The sequence below is a fragment of the Desulfatitalea tepidiphila genome (genome assembly GCF_001293685.1).
Lineage (GTDB): Bacteria > Desulfobacterota > Desulfobacteria > Desulfobacterales > Desulfosarcinaceae > Desulfatitalea > Desulfatitalea tepidiphila.
On sequence record NZ_BCAG01000005.1, the window covers coordinates 341,085 to 364,879 of the forward strand.

Consider the following 23,795-nt stretch of genomic DNA (forward strand, 5'->3'; position numbering starts at 1 on the left):
GAGTACTCCTTCATGTGACCTTGCAAGGGAGGATCACAGCCCCATGCTCTTGAGCTGATGCTTTAAAATCTTGCCGGTGGGATTTCTCGGAAAGGCGTCCATGAAATCCACCCTTTCTGGAATTTTGTATTTGGCCAGCTTGTCCTTGAGATAGGCGCGTACATCGTCGGCGCTCATGCTGCCGGGCTCCTTGAGGATGATGCAGGCCCGCACCCGTTCGCCCAGGGCCGGGTCGGGCATGCCGACCACGGCCACTTCGGCCACCTTAGGATGATGTTCCAAGGGGATCTCGATCTCCCTCGGATAGATGTTTTCACCGCCGCGGTTGATCATCTCCTTGATGCGGCCCGAGATGAAGAGATAGCCTTCCTCGTCCATGTATCCCATGTCGCCGGTATGCAGCCAGCCCTCTTTCAGGCTTTCGGCCGTGGCTTCGGGTTTGTTCAGGTAGCCGAGCATGATCGCATCGCCGCGCACGCAGATCTCGCCCTTTTCGCCGTAAGGCAGGATACGGTTTTCGGCGTCCATGATCTCGATCTCCAGGCCTGGGAAGGGGGTGCCGATGGTGCCGGGTTTGGGCGGCAGGCTGGTGCTGGTGGACGAGACGCCGCACGCCTCGGTCAGGCCGTAACCGTCGATGACCTCCACACTGAACTTCTCCTTGAAGGCCTGGACCAGGTTGACGGGCATGGGGGCGGCCCCGGAGTAGGCCAGACGAAGCTTCAGCCGGTCGTAATCGATGGTGGCCGGGTCCGCCGCCCGGTAGATATAGTCGTACATGGCCGGCACCCCCTGCACCGTGGTGATGCCGTAGCGCAGGATCGACGGCCAGAAGTCGCTGGGCGAAAAGCTCTTGCGGATACACAACGACGATCCTATGTAGATCGTGGGATAGCTCCACACGCACAGGGGATTGGTGTGAAACATAGGCAGGATGATCATCATCACGTCCCCGGGCCGGCTCACGCCCAGGACGGCCTTGCCTTTGCAAATGGACAGCTCGTTGCGGTTGGAGAGCAGGATACCCTTGGGCATGCCGGTGGTGCCCGACGAGTAGAGCAGCATGACCGGATGGTCCGGCCCGGTGGGGACCAGGCATTCGTCGGCCGGGTGTTTTGCCAGGACCTGGGCCAGGGTGCATGCGGCGATATCGGCCTGGTGGACAATCTCGGTCACCACCTCGACGACGACCGGCCGATGCGCGGCCATCTCGACGCCCCTTGCGAATTCGTCCATGAAGTCGCTGCCCACGAAAGCGACCTTGGGCCTGGAGTCGTCGAGCACATAGGCGATCTCCGGACCCTTGAGCATGTAGTTGATGGCGCCGGCCACGGCCCCCAATTTCTGGGTGCCGAACATGGTGTAGTAGATCTCCGGCGAGTTGAGCACCATGGTGGAGACGATGTCGCCCTGGCCGACCCCTTTGTCCTTGAGGAAGTTAGCCACCCGGTTGGCCCGCCGGTTGACCTGGGCGTAAGTCACCATCTCGTCATAGAAGTACACCATCGGAATATCGGGCGATTCGGCGGCGCGCACCGCCACCATTTCGGCGATACCGTCGAATTCGATGCGCCGGCCCGCCAGGACGTCCAGCTTTTCCAGCGGCACCAACGTGCGTTGATAGCGTTTGCTTCGATCAATCATGAAGATCTCCCTTCCCATGCGAACAGCAAAACCGTTCAGCGATAGAAACGTTCCGAACACACCAGGTAGAGCAGCGATCCAAGGGCGGCGGCCAGCAGCGCGACCCCGCCGGACAAGATGCCCAGGCGGCTCACCAGAAAAAGCAATATCATAGCGTTGAGCGACAGGAAGGTCAATTGGGAGCCGAGGGCCACCAGGGACGCGCCGGCGCCCTTGCTCGACAGATACCAGGCCTTTACCTGCACATGAAACTGAACGGCACTGAACAGAACCAGGCAAACGAACAACGGTCCCGACAGCGGATAACCATACAACCACATGGCGAATCGACCAACGATGACGGAGATGACCATGGTGACCGGATATTGCAGCAGGCTGAGCCGCCCCACGCTGCGCCGCCATCCGCCGCTGTCATCCCGACAAAAGAGGGGAAAAAGATAGGTGAGCACAATAGCCAGCAGGGCGCTGACGATACCGAAGGTGGCCATGAAGTGGGCCTGGTACAATCCCACGCTCTCCGGACCGAGGCGCATGTGGAGGATGATGCGGTCCAGGCTGTAGGTCGACAGGGTCACCAGGCCGGTGAGCAGCATGAACCCGCCGTGACGCAAGATCGGTTGGATGTGGGTCAGCACCGCGCCCAGGCGGACGGCCCTGGCCATGAAGCCGGCCGCACCCAGGCCGGCCAGCGCATAGGCGGCCCAGAACGCGATGAGCACGGGGAAAAGGCCGGCGCGATCTCCCCAGACCAGGGCAAGCACAACGACCAGGAGACTCACGGATAGGATCATCTCGATGGCCAGGTAGGTTCGCCACGCCTGGAAAGCCTGGGCGATCTGTCGGGCCAGAACCCACCAGGCGTAAAGCAACGTGGTGGCGATGGTCCAGTGCACGAGACGCAGGTCGAGGCTCAACCAGATAACCAGGCAGCGGCGCAGGGCGATCAACACACCGCACACCAGAACACACACGACGAGCGAAACGATCAGCAGGGAATTGAGCGCGGCCAGACGGGCCTTGAATTCGGTTTCCTGGGCGGCGATGCGCGTGAAGGCCAATCCCCAGCCGCCGACGATGGGAACGGCGAAATAGCCGGCAAGCAGCAGCACCACGGTCAGCTGGCCGTAACCGGCCGGGCCCAGGACCCTCCCCACGAAAACCTGGGCGCCCGCCGAGACGAGTTTGACAGCCACCATGCCGATGCCGAAGAGCAGGAATCGCTCTATATGCCCCAAAACCGCCTCCGGAGCAGGTTCACGAAAAACCAGATGCCCCAGGTGGGAGAGGGCCTGGCGCACCGCGCGGGTGATCGAGTGGGGCATCGGTGTCGGAAGCCGCCTTTCTTACGGCCTGATGGTCCGCAAAGCGCCGCCGCGCATCATATCCCGGCCTGTCGTTCGATCACGGTATGGGCCAGGGCTTCGTCCGGGTAGTTCGGAAAATAGCGGATGAAGTGATGATCGAGCAGTTGGGTCGACAAGATGGCCACCAGTGCCATATTCTCCCGCTCGCTGGCCAGACGCCCATCCTGCTGCCGGCACTTGGCCGTCAGGCGCTGGACTTTTTGCGCATCGAAATACCCGGCCGTCTTGATGCCGTTTTCCGACAGCAGGTCGGTGACGTACTCGGGCGGATCGTCGCCCATGAAACACCGGCTGATGGGCGCGCGATAGGGTTGCTTGGCCCGGTCGATGAGTTCGGCCGGTACCTGCTGCCGGGCGATCTGCTTGAGCAGGTACTTCTCGGTCAAGCCGTTGAGACGCAGCTTGGCCGGCATCCGGGCGGCCAGTTCGACCACGCGGTGGTCGAGAAACGGAAAGCGGCCCTCCACCGAATGGGCCATGGCCATGCGGTCGCCCTGGGAAGAAAGCAGGTAGTTGGACAGAAACAACGTGCTTTCCAAGTATTGGGCCTTGGATAGCGGCGACCAGCGGTCGAAACCTTCGGGCAGGCGGTCGGTGATGCGCCCCACGAAGGCGGAGAGCTCTTTTGACTGTTCGGGCAGCCGGCCGGGCATGAAAAAGCTTTTCAACTGGCTGGTGTTGAGCCAGCGCACCATGTGGGAATAGACCGGGGATGCCACGTCGGTCAGATTCTTTTTGAAAAATCCGAAGAGAAAGGCGTTGGGCTGGCCGGTGTCGGCATTGAAAATGTAGGGATAGAGCTTGCGGAGCAAATGGGGCCGGCAGGCCGAATCCGGGTGGCGCGCCCAGAAGCGGCGGATCTTGGCCTCCTTGAAGATGTTGTAGCCGCCGAAAATCTCGTCGGCCCCTTCACCGGTGAGCACCACCTTGAAGTCACTCTGCCGCACCAGCCCGGCGAGCATCATGAGCGGCGCCGGCGCGGTGCGGATCATGGGCACCTCGGCGTGCCATACCACCTGGGGAAACAGCTGGCCGATATCCCGATCCGAACACTGGATGGCACGATGCCGGGTCTGAATGGCCGACAGGGCCGTCTGTTGAAAGCGCGATTCATCGAAGCGGGCGTCGGCGAACTGCACGGAAAAGGTGTTGAGGGTGTTGTTGAAGTTGTTGCGCACCAGGGTGCTGATGTAGGTGGAATCGATTCCGCCGCTCAGGTAGGCGCCCACGGGCACATCGGCCCGCAGCCGGATGCGGGCCGCGTCGAGCAGCAGCGCCCTCATCTCTTCGGCCCACTCCGCCTCGGGTCGCGCATCGGGATGGGCATCGTCAAAGCGCAACTGCCAGTAGCGCCGGATGTTCAGGCCGTCGGCATCGAACAGGGCCAGATGGCCCGGCGGCAACTGATACACCTCGTCGAAAGCGGTGAGGGGATCCACCGGGGTCCAACAGGTGAAGACGTCCGACAGGGTCTGGGGGTCGAGACGGCGCGGGGTGCGGGGATCGGCCAACAACGCCTTGATTTCCGAGGCGAATATCAGGCGGTCGCCCTGCTGGTGGTAAAACAGCGGCCGGATGCCCATGCGATCGCGGCCGAGCAGCAAGGTTCGTCGGCGCTGGTCCCACAGGGCGATGGCAAACTGGCCGTTGAGATGGGTAAAAAGATCCGCGCCGTATGCTTCGTAGAGATGGACGATGGTTTCCGTATCGCTCTGGGTGTAGAATTGGTGCCCCTTTTTGACCAGCTCGGCGCGCAGCTCGGGATAATTGAAGATCTCACCGTTGAAGATCACCCAGACGGTTCGATCCTCGTTATGAATCGGCTGGTACCCGCCGCTCAGGTCGATGATGCTCAGGCGCGCATGCCCCAGGCCGATATCGTCGGCCAGGTAGAGCCCGGTGGCGTCGGGCCCCCGATGGGACATGGCGCGCAGCATGCGATCGAGCAGGGGCACCCGATCTTCGCGCGCGCTAAAATTGACGATGCCGGCAATGCCACACATGAATCACCTCTGGACGATGTCGATCACAACCCCCATTTGAGTAACAATTACAGGGTAAGGTGCCATTTTTCCCAGTCAAACGCAACATGGGAATGGGAAGAACAGGGACTCTAACTGAATGCGATTCATTAAACTCGGCGCGGGAGGGGCAGGCGGCCGATGCCACACACCCCGCCCACGCCTGCCGAGATGAAATACTTTCAGTCCGAAATGCAGTGGCAACCGGAGCCGTCGAAGCGTTTCGGGGTCTCCGAAGTGAAAGACCGGGCCGGCACGAAGCCGGACCCGGCCAGGAATTGCACAGGTGCCCACCGAAACTATCGGCGGCGGTACTATATGTCGAAGTAGAGGGCGAACTCGTGGGGATGCGGCCGCAGTTTGACCGGGTTGACCTCTTTCTCGGTCTTGTACTTGACCCACATGTCCAGAGCGTCCTCGGTGAAGACGTCGCCCTTGGTCAGGAACTCCTTGTCCTCGGCCAGGGACTGCAGGGCCTCTTCCAGGGAGCCGGGGGCGTTGGGAATCAAGGCCAGTTCCTCGGGCGGCAGGCCGTAGATGTCCTTGTCCAGCGGATCGCCCGGATCGATCTTGTTCTCGATGCCGTCGATCACCGCCATCAGCAGGGCCGAGAAGGCCAGGTAGCCGTTGCACGAGGGATCCGGGGTGCGGAACTCGAGGCGTTTGGCCTTGGGCGAAGCAGAGTACATGGGGATGCGCACGGCCGCGCTGCGGTTGCGGCTGGAGTAGGCCAGGTTCACCGGTGCCTCGAAGCCGGGCACGAGCCGTTTGTAGGAGTTGGTGGTCGGATTGCTGAAAGCGCAGATCGCTCGGGCGTGTTTGAGGATGCCGCCGATCGCGTGCAGGCCCATCTCGCTCAACCCGGCATACTTGTCGCCGGCGAACAGGGGGTTTCCGTCCCTCCAGATGCTGATGTGGGTGTGCATGCCGGTGCCGTTGTCCTCGAAGAGCGGCTTGGGCATGAAGGTGACCGTGTGGCCGTTGCGATAGGCGACGTTCTTGAGCACATACTTGAACCACTGCAGCTGGTCGGCCATCTGCAGCAGGGGCTTGAAGCGCATGTCGATTTCGCACTGGCCGGCGGTGGCCACCTCGTGATGCTGGGCCTCGATGTCGATGCCCAGATCGATCAGGGTCAGGGCCATTTCGGCACGCAGATCCTGGAACTTGTCCATAGGCGGCACCGGGAAGTAGCCCTCTTTCTGGCGCGGCTTGTAGCCCAGGTTGGGGCACTCGTCGCGGCCGGTATTCCAGACGCCCTCGATGGAATCTATTTCGTAGAAGGCGTGGTTGCGTCCCGAATCGAAACGAATGTCATCGAAGATGAAGAATTCGGCTTCCGGACCGATGAAGGCGGTGTCTCCGATGCCGCTGCTCTTCAGATACGCCTCGGCCTTGGCGGCGATGTGGCGCGGATCACGGCTGTAAGGCTCACGGGTGATAGGATCGGCGATATTGCAGATCATCACCAGGGTCGGATCCTTGAAAAAAGGGTCCATCTTGGCGGTTTCCGGCACCGGGATCACCAGCATATCGCTGGCGTTGATCGGCTGCCAGCCGCGAATACTGGAACCGTCGAAGCCGAAGCCCTCTTCGAAGCTGCCTTCGTCCAGTTGCGAAGACGGCACCGAAAAATGCTGCCACAACCCGGGGAAATCCATAAAGCGCATATCGATCATCTTCGCGCCGGTGTCCTTGACCATCTTAAGTACGTCTTTGGGTGTCATGATTGCTCCTTTCACATCACATTCAAGTCGTTATCCAATTAAAAACGGTTCGTTCCTCGGCCGCTGAAACACTTCTGATTGCCGCTGATATCGGCCCCGCGGCGGCATCCACGGGTTTTGCTTCGATGCCCGACCTACAGGGCGTCGTTGCCGGTTTCGCCGGTACGCACGCGGATCGCCTGCTCGACCGGGAAGACGAAGATTTTTCCGTCGCCCAGTTTGCCGGTGTGGGCCGAAGACTTGATGGTCTCGACCACCTTGTCCACCCAGCCGGATTCGACCACAATCTCCAACTTGATCTTGGGGATGAAATCCACCACGTACTCCGCACCGCGGTAGATCTCCTTATGACCCTTCTGGCGCCCGTAACCCTTGACTTCCGAAATGGTCATGCCCTGGATGCCGATCTCGTTCAACGCTTCCTTGACGTCATCCAGTTTGAACGGTTTGATAATGGCTTCGATCTTTTTCATATACTCCTCCTATGATAATCCGTTGTTCGGCGCCGCAGCCGGTCACTGAATCTCGAAACCGCGCTCACCGTGAAATGCGCCATCCAGACCCACAATCTCACTTTCGGGGTCGATCCTCAAGGGGCCTGTGACCAGCCGCGTCAGACCGATCACGATCAAGGTGGCCACGGCCGAATAGGCGGCCGTGCCGATGATCGAAAGGAATTGGATCCACAGCTGCCTGGGGTTGCCGTAGATCAATCCAGTTCCCAGGGTGTTGACCGACGGGTTGGCGAAGATGCCGGTGGCCAGCGCACCCCAGATGCCGCATATGCCGTGCACGCCGAAGGCATCCAGCGAATCGTCATAACCGAACCGACGCTTGAGTTTGGCGACGAACACGAACCCCAGCACACCGGCCCCGATGCCGATGATCAAGGCCGCGCCCAGACCTACGAAACCCGCCGCCGGGGTGATGCCCACCAATCCGGCCACGGCCCCCGAGGCCATACCCAGCAGGGTCGGTTTCTTCTCCATGGACCACTCGGCGAGCATCCAGGCCAGGGCCCCCACGGCCGCGGACGTATTGGTAACCAGGAAAGCCGAACCGGCCAGACCGTCGGCCGCCAGTTGGCTGCCGGCGTTGAATCCGAACCAGCCGAACCATAGCAGCGCCGCGCCCAGTGCGGTGAGGGTCACGCTGGAGGGAAACATGGCCTCTTTGCCGTAACCGATGCGCTTGCCCAGGACCAGGGCCAGCACCAGTCCGGCCACACCGGCGTTGATGTGCACCACCGTGCCGCCGGCGAAATCGAGAGCCCCCATTTTGGCCATCCAGCCGCCGCCCCAGGCCCAGTGGGCCACCGGGCAGTAGACCAGGGTGACCCATAACACGGAGAAGACGATCCAGGCGGAAAATCGCAGGCGGTCCACGATGGAGCCGATGACCAGGGCCAGGGTGATGCCGGCGAAGGTCATCTGGAACACGATGAAGACATATTGGGGAATCGATCCGGACAGAGAGTCGACGCCGATGCCGGAGAGCAGAAAATAATCCCATCCGCCGACCATCCCGGCCTTGTCGGGGCCGAAGGCCAGGCTGTATCCCCACACCACCCACACCACACTGGCCAGGCAGTATGCCGCAAAGGTCATGGCATAGGTGTTGAGCAGATTTTTATAGCGGGACATCCCGCCGTAAAACAGGGCCAGACCGGCTGGGGTCATCATCATCACCAGTGCCGTGGAGACGATCATCCAGGCCGTGTTGCCGGTGTCCAACGCGTCGGATGCAAATGCGGGCGCCGCCGTGAAAAGCGTCAAGGGAACGAAAAACTGCAGCAATTTTGAAAACATGAGCCTACTCCTCCTTCAATCCTCGCCTGAGTCGTTCGGTTTGCACAATGTTCGCCGGCGCTATTGCAAGATCGCGCCGATGGTCTCGCGGATATGGGATTCCTCTTCGGGAGAATCCACCTTCTCGCCATCAAAACTGCGGACGTAAAAAACATCAACCACCTGATCCACCTGGTTGGCGATCTTGGCCACCCAGATATCCAGCCGGCACCTGAAGATCGCGTCGGTGATGCGGTAGAGCAATCCTGGAAAATCCCAGGCGATCACTTCGATAATGGTAAAGAAACTGGAGGTTTCGTTATCGATGATCACTTTCTGGGGGCGCTTCTTGGTCATCTCCTTGGCCTGAAGGGTGCGAAAGCCGCCCTGCTTGCTGGCCAGTTCGGAAGAGAGGTCCAGTTCGTCGTTCAAAGCCGCCAGCAGGTGACGTTCGGCGCGCTGCCAGCGCTCGTCCTCGAAAATCAGGTCCGGCGGAGCCTGCACATCGAAAATGTCCAGGGCCACGTTGTTGCGCCAGGTAAAGATCCGGAAATCCAGAATATTGATACTGTTCAGGGTCAACACGCCGGCCACACGCGACAGCAAGCCGGGCCGGTCCTTGGCGCACAGGGTGATAGTGCGCGTCTTGCCGTCGGCCGATTTGTCGATTCGCCACACGAAAGGATGCTCTCCGAGCCGGCCGAACAGCTCGATATGCTGCGGAATCTCCTGCGACGGGGTGTGCAGCAGGTAGCGCGGCGACATGAACTCCATCAGCCGCAGGTTGTCCTCTCGCTCCTGGGCCGATCGGGAAGCGACGAGAATGCGCTCCTTCTTCTCCGCGATGATGCGAAGCGCTTTTTTGGAGACCAGCTCACCCTTTTCCATGACATTCAAGGTTCTCAAAAAGAGCGATCGCATCAACGAGGCAGTCCAGTCGTTCCAGGCCTTGGGGCCGGTGGCCATGGCATCGGCCACGCTGAGCAGGTAGAGCATTTTCAACCGCTCGGGCTTGACGATACGCCGCGCCACATAGAGCGCCGTCTCTTCGTCGTTGATATCCCTGCGGGTGGCGGTTTCAAAAAGAGTGAGATGCTCGCGCACCAGAAACGCGGCGGTTTCCACGTCGCTCTCCGCGATGCCCCGCTCAGTGAGCATGCGGGCCGCCATCTCGGCGCCCCGTTCTGAATGGCCGCCGGCTGCCTCGGCCTTGCCGATATCGTGCAGCAGGGTCGCCCACAGCAACGCTTTTTTGTGCCGGATCTCCTGGTAAATTTTGGGTCCCAGGGGATCGCCCGATCCGTCTCCCCTGGCCGTGACGATGTGTTTGAGGTGGCGGACGCTGAGCAGCAGGTGACGGGCCACCGGATAGAGATGGTATTGATCGAATTGAATCCGGTTGGTCACCCCCTTGAACTCGGGGATGAAGTGCGCCAGAAAGCCGGTTTCCAGCATATCGTTAAGGACATTGAAGCCGGACACGGGACGGGCCAGCACCCGTTCGAACGCCTCCACCACTTCAGGGGAATGCCGGAACCCGGGTTCATCGACCATGTGGCCGAACTCCTTGATCAGACGGCGGGCTTCAGCGCTCAAGGGGGCCTTGTGCACCGCGCTCTCGACAAAAATGTAGATCAACAGCAGCGGATTTTTTAAAATTGCCTCGGGCGACACGAAGTTGAGCAGCCCCCGGTTGAATTTGAGACCCGGAACGAGCGTGTCCTTGAGGGCCTTGTTCTTGCGTTTGAGACGCTTGCGCTGGTCCAACTCATAGATGAACATCCGGTAGCACTGCTTGATGAACTCCATGTGTCCGTGAAGGTCGCCCATCAACATCTCCACCGGCAGGTGACCGTTCACCGGGGCCACATTCATCACCTCGGCCAGCCGGGTCTGGTGCTCCAGGTGAAGTTGGTCGAGCTTGCGCCCCATGAACAGGTGAAGCTGGTTGCGCACCGACCAGACGAAGGAGAGCGAGCGCTGCAGCTCGGTATATTCGTCGTTGGAGAGGTATCCGTAATACTCCAGGTCCCGGGACGACTTCGCATCCGACTGAATGCGGGCCACCCAGAGCATGGTGTGGTAGTCGCGCAGACCGCCCTGTCCCTCCTTGAGATTGGGCTCAAGCAGATAGGCGCTGTCGCCGAAACGCTCGTGGCGCCGCTGGTTGGATTCCACCAGCGCGGTAATCAGCTTGGACGGGTTGACGCTGATCAACTTGTGGCGCAGTCGTTCCATCAAGCGGTGAAACAGCGGGGACATGCCGCAGATGAAACGGCCGTCCAGCAGCGCGGTCAGCACCTCGAGATCCTGGCGCGCCAGCTGGATGCACTCTTTGATCGACCGGGTGGCATGCCCCACCTCGAGGCCCATGTCCCAGAGCGGATAGATGATCTCCTGCACCAGGGCCTCAGCCTCGGCCGGCACCTTGTTCTCGAAGAGAAAAAGCAGGTCGATATCCGAATAGACGCATTGTTCGCCGCGACCGTACCCACCCAGGGCGATCAATGCGTATGGGTTGGTCATGATGCCCATTTGGGGCCCCACGGCACTCTGGGCAAAACTGGATCGAAAGTACTCGTCCACCGCCGCGGCAAGGGATTCGAGAAACTCCCGGGCATCGACGGTTTTCACGGTCTCGAGCAATTGCGCGCGGCGCGCTTGAAATGCCCGGGTCGGTTCATTGACTGCTTTCGTATCGGGTAACGGTATCGTTGCCATGGGGTTCCTTTGGGCCGGCTGTCGGGCGGCATGCCCAGACCTCAACCAGCGGCGCTTTAGATATGAGTTAAACGCAACAGGTGTGCCAGACATTTAAAGGTGAATTTTTACCAATATATACAAATAGATTATAAAATAGAACGATTTTTTTATTTCATATTGGTACTTACATTTTTGTACGATGTTATTCCATAATAAATACAATCTTGTCACAAATTCCACCCGGGGTCCCGACCCGCGATCGGTACCCCATGGCCTTCCGGCAAAAAAATCGGCCGGAGGGGGCCCGCGCCACCTTCCGGCCTTGAAAATGGGTCACACATGAATCCGAACGGTCAGGGTCATGCCACCGCCCGGCCATCTACTCCTGGTTGACCGGAATCCCGACCCGCACGGCGCCGGGGGTCATCGGTCCACCGCCCAACGGGGCGATACCGCCATGGGTGGAGGCCACGCCGAAGTCAGGATAGGCCACGCCGCCATGCTCGGTCAAATCCAATCCCTCCAGCTCCTCTTCCGGGGAGACACGCAACCCCACAATTTTGTCGATCAACTTGAACATGGTGAAAGCCAACGTAAAGGTCCACACGAAGCAGGCGGCCATACCCAGCAACTGCACGCCGATGATGGCCATGCTCGTGCCGCCCATGTTGAACAGGCCGGCGGCCAGCGTGCCCCAGGCCCCGCAGACACCGTGCACCGAAACCGCGCCCACCGGATCATCCACCCGGATACGATCGAAGAAGACCACAGAGAGCACCACCAGGACACCGGCCACGGCGCCGATGATGATCGAACTGCCGGGCGATACGTTGGCACATCCAGCCGTGATACCCACCAATCCGGCCAGGGCGCCGTTCAGACTCATGCCCACTTCCGGTTTGCCGAACTTGATCCACGAGGTAAACATGGCCATGATACAGCCGGCGGCAGCAGCCAGGTTGGTGTTGACGAAGATCATGGCAATGCTCTTGTCCGCCGTTGTGGTGGAGCCGGGGTTGAAACCGAACCAGCCCAGCCAGAGGATGAAGACGCCGAGAGCCGCCAGGGTCATGCTGTGCCCCATGATCGGCTTGATCGATCCGTCTTTTCCGTACTTGCCCATACGGGGTCCCAGAACGAGGGCGCCGGCCAGGGCCGCCCAGCCACCCACGGAGTGCACCACCGTCGACCCGGCGAAATCGATGAAACCCAAACCTTCCAGCCAGCCGCCGCCATTGAACAGACCGCCCCAGGCCCAACTGCCGAAGATGGGATAGATCACGGCACTGACGATGGCGCTGTAGACCAGGTAGCCGACAAATTTGGTCCTTTCGGCCATGGCGCCGGAGACGATCGTGGCGGCCGTGGCCGCGAAAACCACCTGGAACATCCAGAAGGCCAGGACCCACGGATCGCCATCCGGTGAAAAATCACTGAAAAAGAACCCCGATGTGCCGAACCATCCGGTTTTGGTGGCGCCGAACATCAGGCCGAAACCGACGGCCCAGAAAGCGATGCTGCCCATTGAGAAGTCCATGAGGTTCTTCATCATGATGTTGATGGCGTTCTTGGCCCGGGTAAACCCCGTTTCGACCATGGCGAAACCGGCCTGCATGAAAAACACCAGACACGCCGCTACAAGGGTCCACATGTAGTTGGCATGGGTCTGCACCAGATCGATAGCCTCCTTGTTGCTCATCGGCGTGGGCTCGTCAGCCCAGGCGCCGGCCAGACCGCCAAGCAAAAAGATCAACCCCAGTCCTATGATTCGCATTGATTTCATCTTTCCCGCTCCTTTCGATATGTCCACATTTCGAATAAAATGGCATCCTTTGAATTATTGCCGATTCAACAGAGCAGATCTCTGGATGGTCATTAAATAGGGTCAAATTGCATCCTTGCCCGATTCCCCGGTTCTGATCCGCACCGCCTGCTCCAGCGGCAGGACGAAAATCTTACCGTCGCCCACCTTCTGGGTGTTGGCGTTTTCGGCGATCGTCGCGACGACCTTGTCGACCATCTCCGCTGCGACGACGATTTCGATTTTCACTTTGGGTACGAAGTCGACCTGGTATTCGGTGCCGCGATAGACCTCTTTATGGCCCCGCTGGCGTCCGAACCCCTTGACTTCGCTGATGGTCATACCGGAGACCCCCAGCCGGTTCAGGGCGTCTTTAACCTCATCCAGGCGAAACGGCTTGATGACTGCTTCGATTTTTTTCATCTGCATACTCCTCAACGTGATTGGATGTTTACCATTCGAGCTCGTTGTCAACGTATTGAGCAAGGGGCATGCCAGAGGGCCGTTGATAAAATAAGTATTTGTTATTTTAATATATTTAATATCTTTCAGTAAATCTATATTTATAATTCTATATAACAATTTTGTTTGCTTAATACTATTTTAATACAAATTTGTAATTTGTGCGGCGCCATCCTCTCGCGGCATGACGCTCCGCCGACGGAGGCGATCCCGCCCCCGACATATCCTTAGGAAATACTCAAAAGGGGGTGGCTTACTTAGTGTCCATCCACAAATGTCCAATTTGCCCGATATCTGCGTTGCGCAAAAAATTTAATCCTCGGAATATCACCTAATATGCCTGCGGTTAAATTTTTCGTGCGCCTTGATCTCGACCCAATTTGCCTATTTGCGGACGGACACTACTTAGGAAAAGGTGATTTCCGGAGGAGAGAGAAAGCGGTTCCAGACCCCGATAATGAAACGGCGCGACCGCTCGAACCGATCCCGGCCGACCCTGGCCGATTGCTGCCGCAGATTGAGCCGGTGGGCCGTGGCCCTGTATATAAGGTAGGCGCGACGCAATCGAAAGGCCGTCTCGCCGTCCAGAATGCCCGCCTCGTTGAGCGCCTGGAGCAACCGCACGTTATCTGTCCAGCGGATGATCTCGGGGTGGCGGTGGGCGTTGGCCAATATGAGATACTGCACCAGAAACTCGATATCGATGATGCCCCCCGGGTCCTGTTTGATATCGAACTCGGTGGGTTTCCAGTCACGCTGCTCGCGGCGCAGACGCGCCCGCATATCGGACACCTCGTGCCTGAGTTGTTCCGGGTCCCTGGGTCGCGTCAGGATATCCCGACGGATGACCTCGAAGTGCTCCCGCAGGGCCTGATCGCCGGAAATGAAGCGGGCGCGGATGAGCGCCTGGTGCTCCCAGGTCCAGGCATCGTCACTCTGGTAGGCGGCAAACCCGTTGATATGACTGACCAGCATGCCTGAATCGCCGCTGGGCCGCAAACGCATGTCGGCATCGTACAACGTCCCCGCGCCGGTGTGGGTGGTGAACATGTGCAGCACGCGCTGACCCAGCCGGGTGAAGAACTGTGCATTGTCCAGCGTTCGTTCCTTGCCCTGGGTTTCGCCCGGCTCGGCGGCATGAAGAAAGACCAGGTCCAGATCCGACCCATAACCAAGCTCCAGGCCGCCCAGCTTCCCGTAAGCGACCACCGCGAAGCCACGTTCGCAACGGCCCTGTTCGATATGGCAGACCGGTTGCCCATACCTGGCCTTCAGCCGCTCGAAGCACAGATGCACCACTTGGTCGACCACCACCTCGGCGATGTCCGACAGATGATCGCTCACCTTCATCAAGGGCAGCACATGCATGATGTCCGAGGCAGCCACGCGCAGCACGTTGACCTGCTTGAAGACGCGCAGCACCTCCATCTGGTATTCCAGGTCCTCGGCATCCACACCGGCCAGCCGCTGCCGCAGTTCCTGCTCGAGTTCGGCCCGGCGCGGGGGCCGGTAAAGGGTCCTGGCGTCGAGCAGTTCGTCGAGTAAAACCGGATGGCGCCCGAGAAACGAAGCGATCCAGGGGCTGGCACCGGCCAGATCGACCAGATGGGTGATGGCCAAGGGGTTTTCATTGAGCAGGGCCAAATAGGAAGTGCGGCGTTGAATGCTCCGAATCAGTTCCAGCACCCGACCCAGCACCAGGTCGGGTTGTTCGGCCTGCCCCACCGCCTGAAGCACCATGGGCAGCAGCCGATTCAGCCGTTCTTGCCCCACCCGGCTCAGCGTCTGAAGCACGCGATCCTGCTTCAAGTCCTGGAGATGCCGGAGCGCCGCCTTGGGGTCTTGGTATCCCAGCCGGACAAGCAGTTCGACCCCTTGAGATTCATCGCCCACCCCCTGCCACAGGGCGGACAATTTTGCCAGGTCTTCTCTCCCAGGGTCTGCGGCGGCATGCTCCGCGCCGTTGGATGCCAGCAATTCGTTGAAATGGGCGTGAACCCGATGGCGATGGCGGTCGAGCGCCGACTTGAACGCCTCCCAATCCGCAAATCCCATGGCGGCCGCCAGGCGCACTTTTCCCGCGTTATCAGTCGGAAGGGCATGCACCTGCTGATCGGCCCACTGCTGCAGCCGATTTTCCACCTTGCGCAGAAACAGGTAGGCACTGTCCATCACCTCTGCAACCGATTCGGGGATATACTGTTTGCCAACCAGAACGGTCAGCACCTTTCGGATCGGACGAATCTGCAGGGGCAACTCGACACCCCCGCGAATCAACTGAAACATCTGGCCGAAGAATTCGATCTCCCGGATTCCGCCCGGTCCCAGCTTGATGTTGTCCTGGAGCCCCTTGCTTCGCACCTCCATGGCGATGCGCCCCTTCATGTCGCGCAGACTGTCGAAGGCCCCGTAGTCCAGGTAACGCCGGAAGACAAAAGGCTTGAGTCGTTCGAGCAGGCGCCGGCCGGCGGCCTGATCGCCGGCCACCACGCGCGCCTTGATCATCGCGTACCGCTCCCACTCACGCCCTTGCCCCTGATAATAATCCTCCAGGCGATCGAAGGTCATGGCCAACGGTCCCGACTCACCATAGGGCCGCAAACGGGTGTCCACCCGGAAAACGAAGCCGTCTGCGGTGGCGGCGCCGATGGCCTGGATCAGCGCCCGGCACAGACGGGTAAAAAACGCTTCGTGGGTGTCGCTGCCCTTATCGCCCCCTGCGGTCCGCCCCTCCGAAGCGTAGGCGAACATCAGGTCCACATCAGACGAAAAATTCAGTTCGTTGGCCCCCAGCTTGCCCAGACCGATCACCACCAGTTGAACGGGCCGTCCGTCCTGGTCACAGGGCGCTCCCCAATGCGCACACTCATGGCGATACAGAGCCGCCAGGGCAGCACCCACGGTGGCGTCGGCCAATGTCGAAAGGTCGGCCATGGTCTCCTCCAGCTCGGACCAGCCGCAGATATCACGCAAAGCGATGCGCACCATCTCGCGCCGACGGAAACCGCGCAGAAACTGCATGAGCGCATCCCTGGAGACGGCCGGCGATGCCACCGGCAGGACCTCACCCGCGTCGGACAGTGCAAGCGGCTGCGAAAAACGCTGTTGCCACATGCGTTCCAGACGTGCCTGCATGCCATGGGGACCGTAAACGGCATGCAGATCGCCGCTGGAAACCAAGTCGGGCAACAATAGAGGGTTGCGTATGAGCTGTTTGGTGATAAAATCAGAAAAAGTCAGCGCCTCCGCGACGACCCTGTTCGTTTCCGCCCAAACGGACGGATCGATCCCATCTCGTGTCATGGCTTCCAATACGGCGTTCCATCTCGATGCGGTGTCGGCCTTCAGTTCAGACGGCAGGAGAAACATGGAGGTCCTTTTTGACGTATTCTGTGGGTGATAGCTCTGTCAAAGGTCGTTGCCGGACGGTGTCGTCATCAATGGCATGTTTTATGAATAAACTGCCCGTGCGTGCAGACGATTGCTATCTTTGATATCAGAAAACAGAAGACAGGCCAAGAGATCGGACCAGCAGCGAATTATTTCACGATTCGGTCGACTTGGAAGCTAGGGCCAGACGCCCTGAAAGCCGGTAAAAAAGGGCACCGTCGAGGCCGTTCACAGCAAAAAACAAGACATTTTTGTCGTTTTTCAGTCCAAAAAATTACATAAATGTTGTTATGCGACCAGGAAGGAAAGGTAGACCATGTGTCGTTTATTTGCCATCACCAGCAAGACCCCATTGTCGCCCATGATCGCCATGGAGGCCATGGATGTGATGCGCGAAGGGCATGACGGCTCGGGGGTCGGCCTCTTTTTACGGGACCTGGCCGGTCCCTTCGAGGAGATGAAAGACGCCCCGATCCTGTCGGGGATCTTCACCGATGCCGGCATCAAACGCCTGGACCGCTACATGATGGATCTGGGTTTCATGACCAAATACAAAATCTCGATCAAGGTGCCCAAGGTCAAACTGCCCGGCACACCCAAGCGCGATGTCTACTTGATTCGAGCCTATGAATATCCTGAAGAGTGGGAAGCGCTACCCAAACAGGAGGTCGACAACCGCCTGGTGAGCATCCGCCTCCAGTTGCGGGCCATGGGCGAGGAGGAGCAGGATATGATCGTCTTCTCCTTCTGGCCCGATGTGATCATGATCAAGGAGATCGGCGATCCCATGCAGGTGGCCCGGCACTTGAATTTCGGCCGCCAGGAGCTCAATGCCCGCGTGATCATGGCCCAGGGGCGCCAGAACACCAACTACGCCATCAACCTGTACGCCTGCCATCCGTTTTTCATCCAGGGGTATGCCACGATGACCAACGGCGAAAACACGGCTTTCGTGCCCATCCGGGAGTATCTCCTGTCGCGACAGGTCCTCGGCTACACCGGCTATCAGTCGGACTCCGAGGTCTTCACCCACATCCTGCACTACACGATCCACCACCTGGGGCTGGGGTTGGAGACCTACAAGCACATCATCACCCCGTTGCAGAACGAAGCCCTGGAAAAGCATCCCAGCGGCGCGTTCCTAAAGCAGCTCAAACACAGCTGCCGCCAGTTGACCATCGACGGCCCCAACTGCGTCATCGGCTGTCTGCCCGACCATTCGCTCTTCATGGTCCAGGACCGCAAGAAGCTTCGCCCCGGTGTGGTAGGCGGAAAACCCGGCTGCTGGGCCTTTTCATCTGAAATCTGCGGCCTGGATGCCGCCATCCCGGACCGAGACAAAAGCAAGGACTTCCAACCCATGCATCTGGACACGACCATCGTCGGTCCGGATCGCCAGGAGATCGCCATATGCTCCCAGACCGACCCATTACCCCTTCCACGCTGAGCGTCAAGGACCTGCTCTGGCAGGTTCTGTGGGACAAAGACAAATGCACGCTGTGCGGCCGCTGCACGGCCGTGTGCCCGGTCAACGCCATCGAACTGGGTGTATTTCGCAAACGCGAGTTCACGGCGTCGCTGGAACCGGAGCGGCCATCTACCAACGTATACAAGGTCTATCACGGCATCCGCCAGAAGACCGATCCGGCCTACGCCTGTGTGGGCTGCGCCATGTGCAACCAGGTGTGCCCCAATGATGCCATCATTCCCATACGTTCGGACGAGGCCGACAAACTGCGTTTCCACATCAACCGGGGCGGCCAGCCGCGCAGCCGGGGCGGCCGGCGCAACGTGCCCGGCGGGTTGCTGGATCAGATCAAATTCATCCGCATCTCCATGCTGACCGATCCGGCCCTCGACGCCGGCCGGCACGAATTCGAGCTGCGCACACTGCTGGGGCGCATGCTGCCGCCCGAGGACAACATCCGGTTCTACAAGGAAAACGGTTGGATACCCCCGGTGCGCGAAATCTATCCGCTGATCATCGGCAGCATGTCCTTCGGAGCCCTGTCGCCCAACATGTGGGAAGGACTTCAACTCGGCGTGGCCTACCTCAACGAAGAGTTGGGCATGCCCGTGCGCATGTGCACGGGCGAAGGCGGATGTCCTCCCCGCCTGCTGCGCAGCCGCTTCCTGAAATACACGATCCTGCAGATCGCCAGCGGCTACTTCGGGTGGGACGAAATCATCCACGCCCTGCCCGACATGCAGGAGGACCCGTGCGCCGTCGAGATCAAATATGGCCAGGGCGCCAAACCGGGCGACGGCGGGCTGCTCATGTGGCACAAGGTGAATAAATTGATCGCCGCCATCCGGGGCGTGCCGGTGGGAGTCAGTCTGCCCAGCCCGCCGACCCACCAGACCAAATACTCCATCGAAGAGGCTGTGGCCAAGATGATCCAGTCCATGTACATGACCTGGGGCTTCCGCGTGCCGGTATATCCCAAGATATCGGGCACCTCGACGGCCATGGCAGTGCTCAACAACCTGACCCGCAACCCCTATGCGGCCGGCCTGGCCATCGACGGTGAAGACGGCGGTACGGGGGCGGCCTACAACGTCTCCATGAACCACATGGGACACCCCATCGCCACCAACATCCGGGACGCCTACTTCAATCTAGCCAAGCTGGGCAAACAGAACGAGATTCCCCTGTTCGCCGGCGGTGGGGTGGGCAAGAACGGCAACCTGGCGGCCAACGCCGCGGCCCTGATCATGCTGGGCGCCAGCGGTGTTCAGATCGGCAAATACATCATGCAGGCGGCGGCCGGCTGTTTGGGATCGGAAAGCGACCGCTGCAACATTTGCAACATCGGCCGCTGCCCCAAGGGCATCACCTCCCAGGACCCGAGACTGTACCGCCGCCTGGATGTGGACATGGTGGCCGAACGGGTGGTGGATGCCTTTTTAGCCTTCGACATGGAGCTGAAAAAGATCGTGGCGCCCCTGGGCCGCTCGACCACCCTGCCCATAGGCATGTCCGATGCCCTGGGCATCGGCGACCATCATGCGGCCGAACGGCTGGGGATCAAGTATGTCGTTTAATCGGGATCGGGCCTGCCATTTATCGAAATCCCAACTGGCGGGCACGCGTCAGAAAATGGGAAAAAGTTTAAAGTTGGAAGTTTGAAGTTTAAAGCGAAGCAAAGCGTCATTCAAAAATAGACCACCTACCACCACTTAAAACTTAACACTTTAAACTTAAAACTGATTTCACAGGATTTTCACAATGAACACCACCCTCAAAAACTATCATATCATCCCCGGCCGCGACGCCAACGGCAACCGCATCGAATCGCGGGTGTTGGAAGAGAACATCCAGGCGGCCGTTGCCCAGGGACAGACCCGTTTGCGAGTGGACGCCTACGGCCAGCATGGGATCGGCGGCCGCTTGTGGCGGGCCGGGGACCAGAAGGTGCACGTCCACATCGAAGGGCCGGCCGGTCAGCGGGTCGGCTCGATGGGATCGGCCAACACCCGCATCGACGTCATGGGGCCTGCCTCGGATGATGTGGGATGGCTCAATGCCGGGGCCGAAATCGTGGTCCACGGCAATGCCGGCAACGGCGTGGCCAATGCCATGGCCCAGGGCAAAGTCTATGTAGCCGGCAATATCGGCGCGCGCGGCATGACCATGACCAAGCAGAACCCACGTTTCGAGCCCCCGGAGTTGTGGGTCCTGGGCTCGGTGGGGGACTACTTCGGAGAATTCATGGCCGGCGGCGTCGCGGTCGTTTGCGGCCACAACGCCCAGAATCCCAAAAACGTGCTGGGCTACCGGCCGTTGGTGGGCATGGTGGGGGGCAAGGTCTTCTTTCGGGGACCCCACATGGGCTTCAGCCAGACCGACGCCCGGCTCGCCCCCATCGATGCCGAGGAGTGGCAATGGCTCGTGCAGGGGCTGCGGCGGTTTCTCGAAGCCATCGGGCAGCATGAATTCTTATACACCCTGATGTCGGAAAAGGACCGGTGGCAGTGCCTCAAGGCCCGCACGCCCCAGGAACGCATCGCCCGGACCAAACGCCCCATGCAGGCCTTCCACAAGGAGGTGTGGGACAAGGAACTGGGCAAAGGCGGATTGGTGGGCGACCTCACCAGCCTGGACCGCAACCCCATTCCGCTGACCACCCGGGGCGATCTGCGACGCTTCGTTCCGGTGTGGGAAAACTATAAATACAAGGCCCCCTGCGAAGCCAGCTGCCCCACCGGTATACCGGTGCAGGAGCGCTGGCGGCTGGTGCGTGAAGGGCGGATCGACGAGGCGGTTGACATGGCCCTGGCCTATACCCCCTTTCCAGCCACGGTGTGCGGCTATCTGTGCCCCCACCTGTGCATGCAGTCGTGCACCAAAAACGCCGCCTTCATGACTCCGGTGGACGTGACCCAGTTGGGCAAGGCCAGCGTGGCCGCCCGGACGCCCGAATTGCCGCCCTTGTCGGGCAAACGCGTGGCCGTGGTCGGCGGCGGACCGGCGGGCCTCTCGGTGGCCTGGCAGTTGCGCCTCAAGGGGCACGAAGCGGTGGTCTACGACACAGCCGCAAGGCTCGGCGGCAAAATCAGCGCGTCGATTCCCGACAGCCGGATTCCCAGGGATGTGCTGGAGAAAGAGATCGACCGCATGGCCGAGATCATTCCCCACGTCCATCTGCAGCAGCGCCTGAGAAAAGCGGACACCGATCAACTGATCGCCGATTACGATTTTGTCGTTATCGCCGCCGGCGCCCAGAAGCCGCGCACGCTGCCCATTCCGGGCAACGAACGGCTGACCACGGCACTCGATTTCCTCCAGGCGGCCAAGAAAGGCAAGGCGCGGGCAGGCAAGCGGGTGGTGATCATCGGAGCCGGCAACGTGGGGTGCGATGTGGCCACTGAAGCAGCCCGCCTGGGCGCCGAACAGATCCTGCTCCTCGATGTTCAGGAGCCGGCCTCGTTCGGCAAGGAGCGCGAGGAGGCCGAACGGGTCGGGGCCAAATTCCGCTGGCCGGTCTTCACCAGGGCCATCACCAGGAAGGGGGTCGAACTGGATACCGGCGAAGTGATTCCGGCGGACTCGGTCTTCATCTCCATCGGCGATGCACCGGACCTGGAATTTCTGCCTGACGACATTGCCGTCGAGCGCGGTTTCGTCAAGGTCGACGAGAATTATCAGACCTCCCATCGCAAGGTCTTTGCCATCGGTGATGTGGTGCGTCCGGGGCTGTTGACCGATGCCATCGGCGCCGGCCGCCGGGCGGCGCGGATCATCGATGATGTGGCGGCCGGCCGAAGACCGACCGCCGATCCGCGCACGGTGATCGATGCCCAGCGGGTCAGCCTGGAATATTATGACCCGCGCGTCGTCACCTACGAGAACATGGACCACTGTGGCAGCCAATGCGCCTCGTGCGGCCAATGCCGGGATTGCGGCATCTGCGTGGCCGTCTGCCCGGAAAGCGCCATCAGCCGGGTTCAGACCCCGGACGGCAAATTCGAATACACGGTGGCCGCCGATCGATGCATCGGATGCGGCTTCTGCGCCGGGGCCTGTCCATGCGGCATATGGAATCTGATCGAAAATGCGCCCCTGGAGTAGCACGCGGTCCCCATCCTGATAAAAGGAGGCTCTCGGGTTGCGCCTTTGCCGTCCGGATGCATATCTTGAGTTGCTTTTTGAGGCCCGAATAGGTTATTGGGCGCAGTTCAAAAAAAGGGTTTGAGGCATATGAGAGCGATTTTGGCATTGGAAGACGGCCGCACCTTCGATTGCCGTTCGTTCACCGGTCCCGGTGAAACCGGCGGAGAAGTGGTCTTCAATACCGCCATGAGCGGCTACCAGGAGGTGTTGACCGATCCCTCCTACAGCGGCCAACTGGTCACCATGACCTATCCGCTGATCGGCAATTACGGTGTCAACCCGGAGGATATGGAATCCGACCGGGTGCAGGTGGCGGGCTTTATCGTCCGCGAGTATCAATCCGCATACAGCAACTACCGGGCCAACGCCAGCCTGGCCGATTATCTGACCCAAAACGGCGTGTTGGGGGTCGAGGCCCTCGACACCCGCGCCCTGACCCGCCATATCCGCAACACCGGGGCCATGCGGGCGGTGATCTCCACCGATGTGTCGGACCGGGAGGCCCTGGTGGCAAAAGCCCGTGCATTGCCCAGCATGGCGGGGCTCGACCTGGCCGGCACGGTCACAGGGAAGCATCCCTATCGATGGACCGACGGCCGGCCCACCCCCATCGACGCCCGGCACGACCCTCTGGACGAGCGCATCTGGCGTCTCCGTAACACACGGCGGTCCGTGGTGGCCATCGATTTCGGCATCAAGTACAATATCCTGCGCTGCCTGGCGACCCACGATCTGGAGATCGTGGTGGTGCCCGCCTTTACCGACGCGGAAACCATCCAGGCCATGGCGCCGGACGGCATTTTTCTTTCCAATGGCCCGGGCGATCCGGAACCGGTGGCTTACGGCATCCGAACCGCCCGGGCGCTCATGGGCTATCGCCCCATGTTCGGCATCTGCCTGGGCCACCAGATTCTCGGTCTGGCCGTGGGCGCCCGGACCTACAAGCTGAAGTTCGGGCATCGGGGCATCAACCATCCGGTCAAGAACCTGCTCACCGGCAAGGTGGAGATCACCTCCCAGAACCATGGATTCGCGGTCGACAGCCGAACCCTGGACCCGGACCTGATCGAGGTGACCCACATCAACTTGAACGACAACACGCTGGAAGGTTTCCGCCATCGGAGATTGCCCATGCTGGCCGTGCAGTACCATCCCGAAGCCTCTCCCGGACCTCACGATGCGCGCTACCTGTTCGCCGAATTCAGCCGCATGATCGAGCAGGTGCGGCAGATCCCAGCGGTGCCCCGAGTCAACTGAAACCATAGGATCAATTAGCGACGCA

14 protein-coding genes are annotated in these 23,795 nt (G+C 60.3%); 4 read left to right on the forward strand and 10 right to left on the reverse strand.

The window, feature by feature from the left end; translation table 11 throughout:
- Positions 1 to 33 precede the first annotated feature (33 nt).
- From DFT_RS19275 to glnE, 10 genes are all read right to left on the reverse strand, one after another.
- Entirely contained in the window at positions 34 to 1,644 is a 1,611-nt protein-coding gene (locus tag DFT_RS19275) for a class I adenylate-forming enzyme family protein (RefSeq protein ID WP_054032891.1), read from the reverse strand.
- Between the two features lie 35 nt (positions 1,645 to 1,679).
- Positions 1,680 to 2,966: a lipopolysaccharide biosynthesis protein gene (locus DFT_RS19280; protein ID WP_054032892.1), complete on the reverse strand. Its 1,287-nt coding sequence runs from the start codon at positions 2,964 to 2,966 to the stop codon at positions 1,680 to 1,682.
- A 56-nt stretch (positions 2,967 to 3,022) separates the two neighbouring features.
- Positions 3,023 to 5,011 carry an asparagine synthase (glutamine-hydrolyzing) gene (gene asnB / locus DFT_RS19285; protein ID WP_054032893.1) on the reverse strand — a complete coding sequence of 663 codons (1,989 nt, stop codon included), beginning with the start codon at positions 5,009 to 5,011 and terminating at the stop codon, positions 3,023 to 3,025.
- Between the two features lie 332 nt (positions 5,012 to 5,343).
- Complete coding sequence (glnA, locus tag DFT_RS19290; RefSeq protein WP_054032894.1) at positions 5,344 to 6,756, reverse strand: type I glutamate--ammonia ligase; 1,413 nt, start codon at positions 6,754 to 6,756, stop codon at positions 5,344 to 5,346.
- 134 nt (positions 6,757 to 6,890) lie between these two features.
- A complete protein-coding gene (locus DFT_RS19295; RefSeq protein ID WP_054032895.1) occupies positions 6,891 to 7,229 on the reverse strand; it encodes a P-II family nitrogen regulator in 339 nt (112 codons plus the stop codon).
- 42 nt (positions 7,230 to 7,271) lie between these two features.
- Positions 7,272 to 8,564, reverse strand: a complete 1,293-nt coding sequence (locus tag DFT_RS19300; protein ID WP_054032896.1) for an ammonium transporter — start codon at positions 8,562 to 8,564, stop codon at positions 7,272 to 7,274.
- Positions 8,565 to 8,624: 60 nt separating this feature from the next.
- Complete coding sequence (glnD, locus tag DFT_RS19305) at positions 8,625 to 11,264, reverse strand: [protein-PII] uridylyltransferase (RefSeq protein ID WP_161807209.1); 2,640 nt, start codon at positions 11,262 to 11,264, stop codon at positions 8,625 to 8,627.
- A 361-nt stretch (positions 11,265 to 11,625) separates the two neighbouring features.
- Positions 11,626 to 13,029 (reverse strand): ammonium transporter, encoded by a 1,404-nt coding sequence (locus tag DFT_RS19310; protein ID WP_439950915.1) that lies wholly within the window; start codon positions 13,027 to 13,029, stop codon positions 11,626 to 11,628.
- Between the two features lie 102 nt (positions 13,030 to 13,131).
- Positions 13,132 to 13,470, reverse strand: coding sequence for a P-II family nitrogen regulator (locus tag DFT_RS19315; protein ID WP_054032897.1), 339 nt, complete (start codon positions 13,468 to 13,470; stop codon positions 13,132 to 13,134).
- A 444-nt stretch (positions 13,471 to 13,914) separates the two neighbouring features.
- Positions 13,915 to 16,878, reverse strand: a complete 2,964-nt coding sequence (gene glnE / locus DFT_RS19320; protein ID WP_054032898.1) for a bifunctional [glutamate--ammonia ligase]-adenylyl-L-tyrosine phosphorylase/[glutamate--ammonia-ligase] adenylyltransferase — start codon at positions 16,876 to 16,878, stop codon at positions 13,915 to 13,917.
- A 337-nt stretch (positions 16,879 to 17,215) separates the two neighbouring features.
- On the opposite strand from glnE, the gene DFT_RS19325 reads away from it, so the two are divergent.
- The 4 genes from DFT_RS19325 to carA all read left to right on the forward strand — a co-directional run bounded on the left by DFT_RS19325 (position 17,216) and on the right by carA (position 23,770).
- Entirely contained in the window at positions 17,216 to 18,346 is a 1,131-nt protein-coding gene (locus DFT_RS19325) for a class II glutamine amidotransferase domain-containing protein (RefSeq protein WP_054032899.1), read from the forward strand.
- Positions 18,310 to 19,944 carry a glutamate synthase-related protein gene (locus DFT_RS19330; protein ID WP_054032900.1) on the forward strand — a complete coding sequence of 545 codons (1,635 nt, stop codon included), beginning with the start codon at positions 18,310 to 18,312 and terminating at the stop codon, positions 19,942 to 19,944. The genes DFT_RS19325 and DFT_RS19330 overlap by 37 nt, the downstream gene beginning before the upstream one ends.
- Before the next feature lie 184 nt (positions 19,945 to 20,128).
- The gene (locus tag DFT_RS19335) at positions 20,129 to 22,471 is read left to right on the forward strand and encodes an FAD-dependent oxidoreductase (RefSeq protein ID WP_054032901.1); all 2,343 of its coding nucleotides are present in this window, start codon (positions 20,129 to 20,131) and stop codon (positions 22,469 to 22,471) included.
- Positions 22,472 to 22,600: 129 nt separating this feature from the next.
- Positions 22,601 to 23,770, forward strand: coding sequence for a glutamine-hydrolyzing carbamoyl-phosphate synthase small subunit (carA, locus tag DFT_RS19340; RefSeq protein WP_054032902.1), 1,170 nt, complete (start codon positions 22,601 to 22,603; stop codon positions 23,768 to 23,770).
- The last annotated feature ends 25 nt before the right edge of the window (positions 23,771 to 23,795 follow it).

Excerpts from the sequence above, each read along its gene's own strand:
- glnA (WP_054032894.1), bottom strand. The coding sequence starts at position 6,756 with ATGACACCCAAAGACGTACTTAAGATGGTCAAGGACACCGGCGCGAAG.
- glnD (WP_161807209.1), bottom strand. The coding sequence starts at position 11,264 with ATGGCAACGATACCGTTACCCGATACGAAAGCAGTCAATGAACCGACC.
- DFT_RS19300 (WP_054032896.1), bottom strand. The coding sequence starts at position 8,564 with ATGTTTTCAAAATTGCTGCAGTTTTTCGTTCCCTTGACGCTTTTCACG.
- DFT_RS19295 (WP_054032895.1), bottom strand. The coding sequence starts at position 7,229 with ATGAAAAAGATCGAAGCCATTATCAAACCGTTCAAACTGGATGACGTC.
- glnE (WP_054032898.1), bottom strand. The coding sequence starts at position 16,878 with ATGTTTCTCCTGCCGTCTGAACTGAAGGCCGACACCGCATCGAGATGG.
- DFT_RS19325 (WP_054032899.1), top strand. The coding sequence starts at position 17,216 with ATGTGTCGTTTATTTGCCATCACCAGCAAGACCCCATTGTCGCCCATG.
- DFT_RS19310 (WP_439950915.1), bottom strand. The coding sequence starts at position 13,029 with ATGAAATCAATGCGAATCATAGGACTGGGGTTGATCTTTTTGCTTGGC.
- carA (WP_054032902.1), top strand. The coding sequence starts at position 22,601 with ATGAGAGCGATTTTGGCATTGGAAGACGGCCGCACCTTCGATTGCCGT.
- DFT_RS19315 (WP_054032897.1), bottom strand. The coding sequence starts at position 13,470 with ATGAAAAAAATCGAAGCAGTCATCAAGCCGTTTCGCCTGGATGAGGTT.
- DFT_RS19335 (WP_054032901.1), top strand. The coding sequence starts at position 20,129 with ATGAACACCACCCTCAAAAACTATCATATCATCCCCGGCCGCGACGCC.
- DFT_RS19275 (WP_054032891.1), bottom strand. The coding sequence starts at position 1,644 with ATGATTGATCGAAGCAAACGCTATCAACGCACGTTGGTGCCGCTGGAA.
- asnB (WP_054032893.1), bottom strand. The coding sequence starts at position 5,011 with ATGTGTGGCATTGCCGGCATCGTCAATTTTAGCGCGCGCGAAGATCGG.
- DFT_RS19330 (WP_054032900.1), top strand. The coding sequence starts at position 18,310 with ATGCTCCCAGACCGACCCATTACCCCTTCCACGCTGAGCGTCAAGGAC.
- DFT_RS19280 (WP_054032892.1), bottom strand. The coding sequence starts at position 2,966 with ATGCCCCACTCGATCACCCGCGCGGTGCGCCAGGCCCTCTCCCACCTG.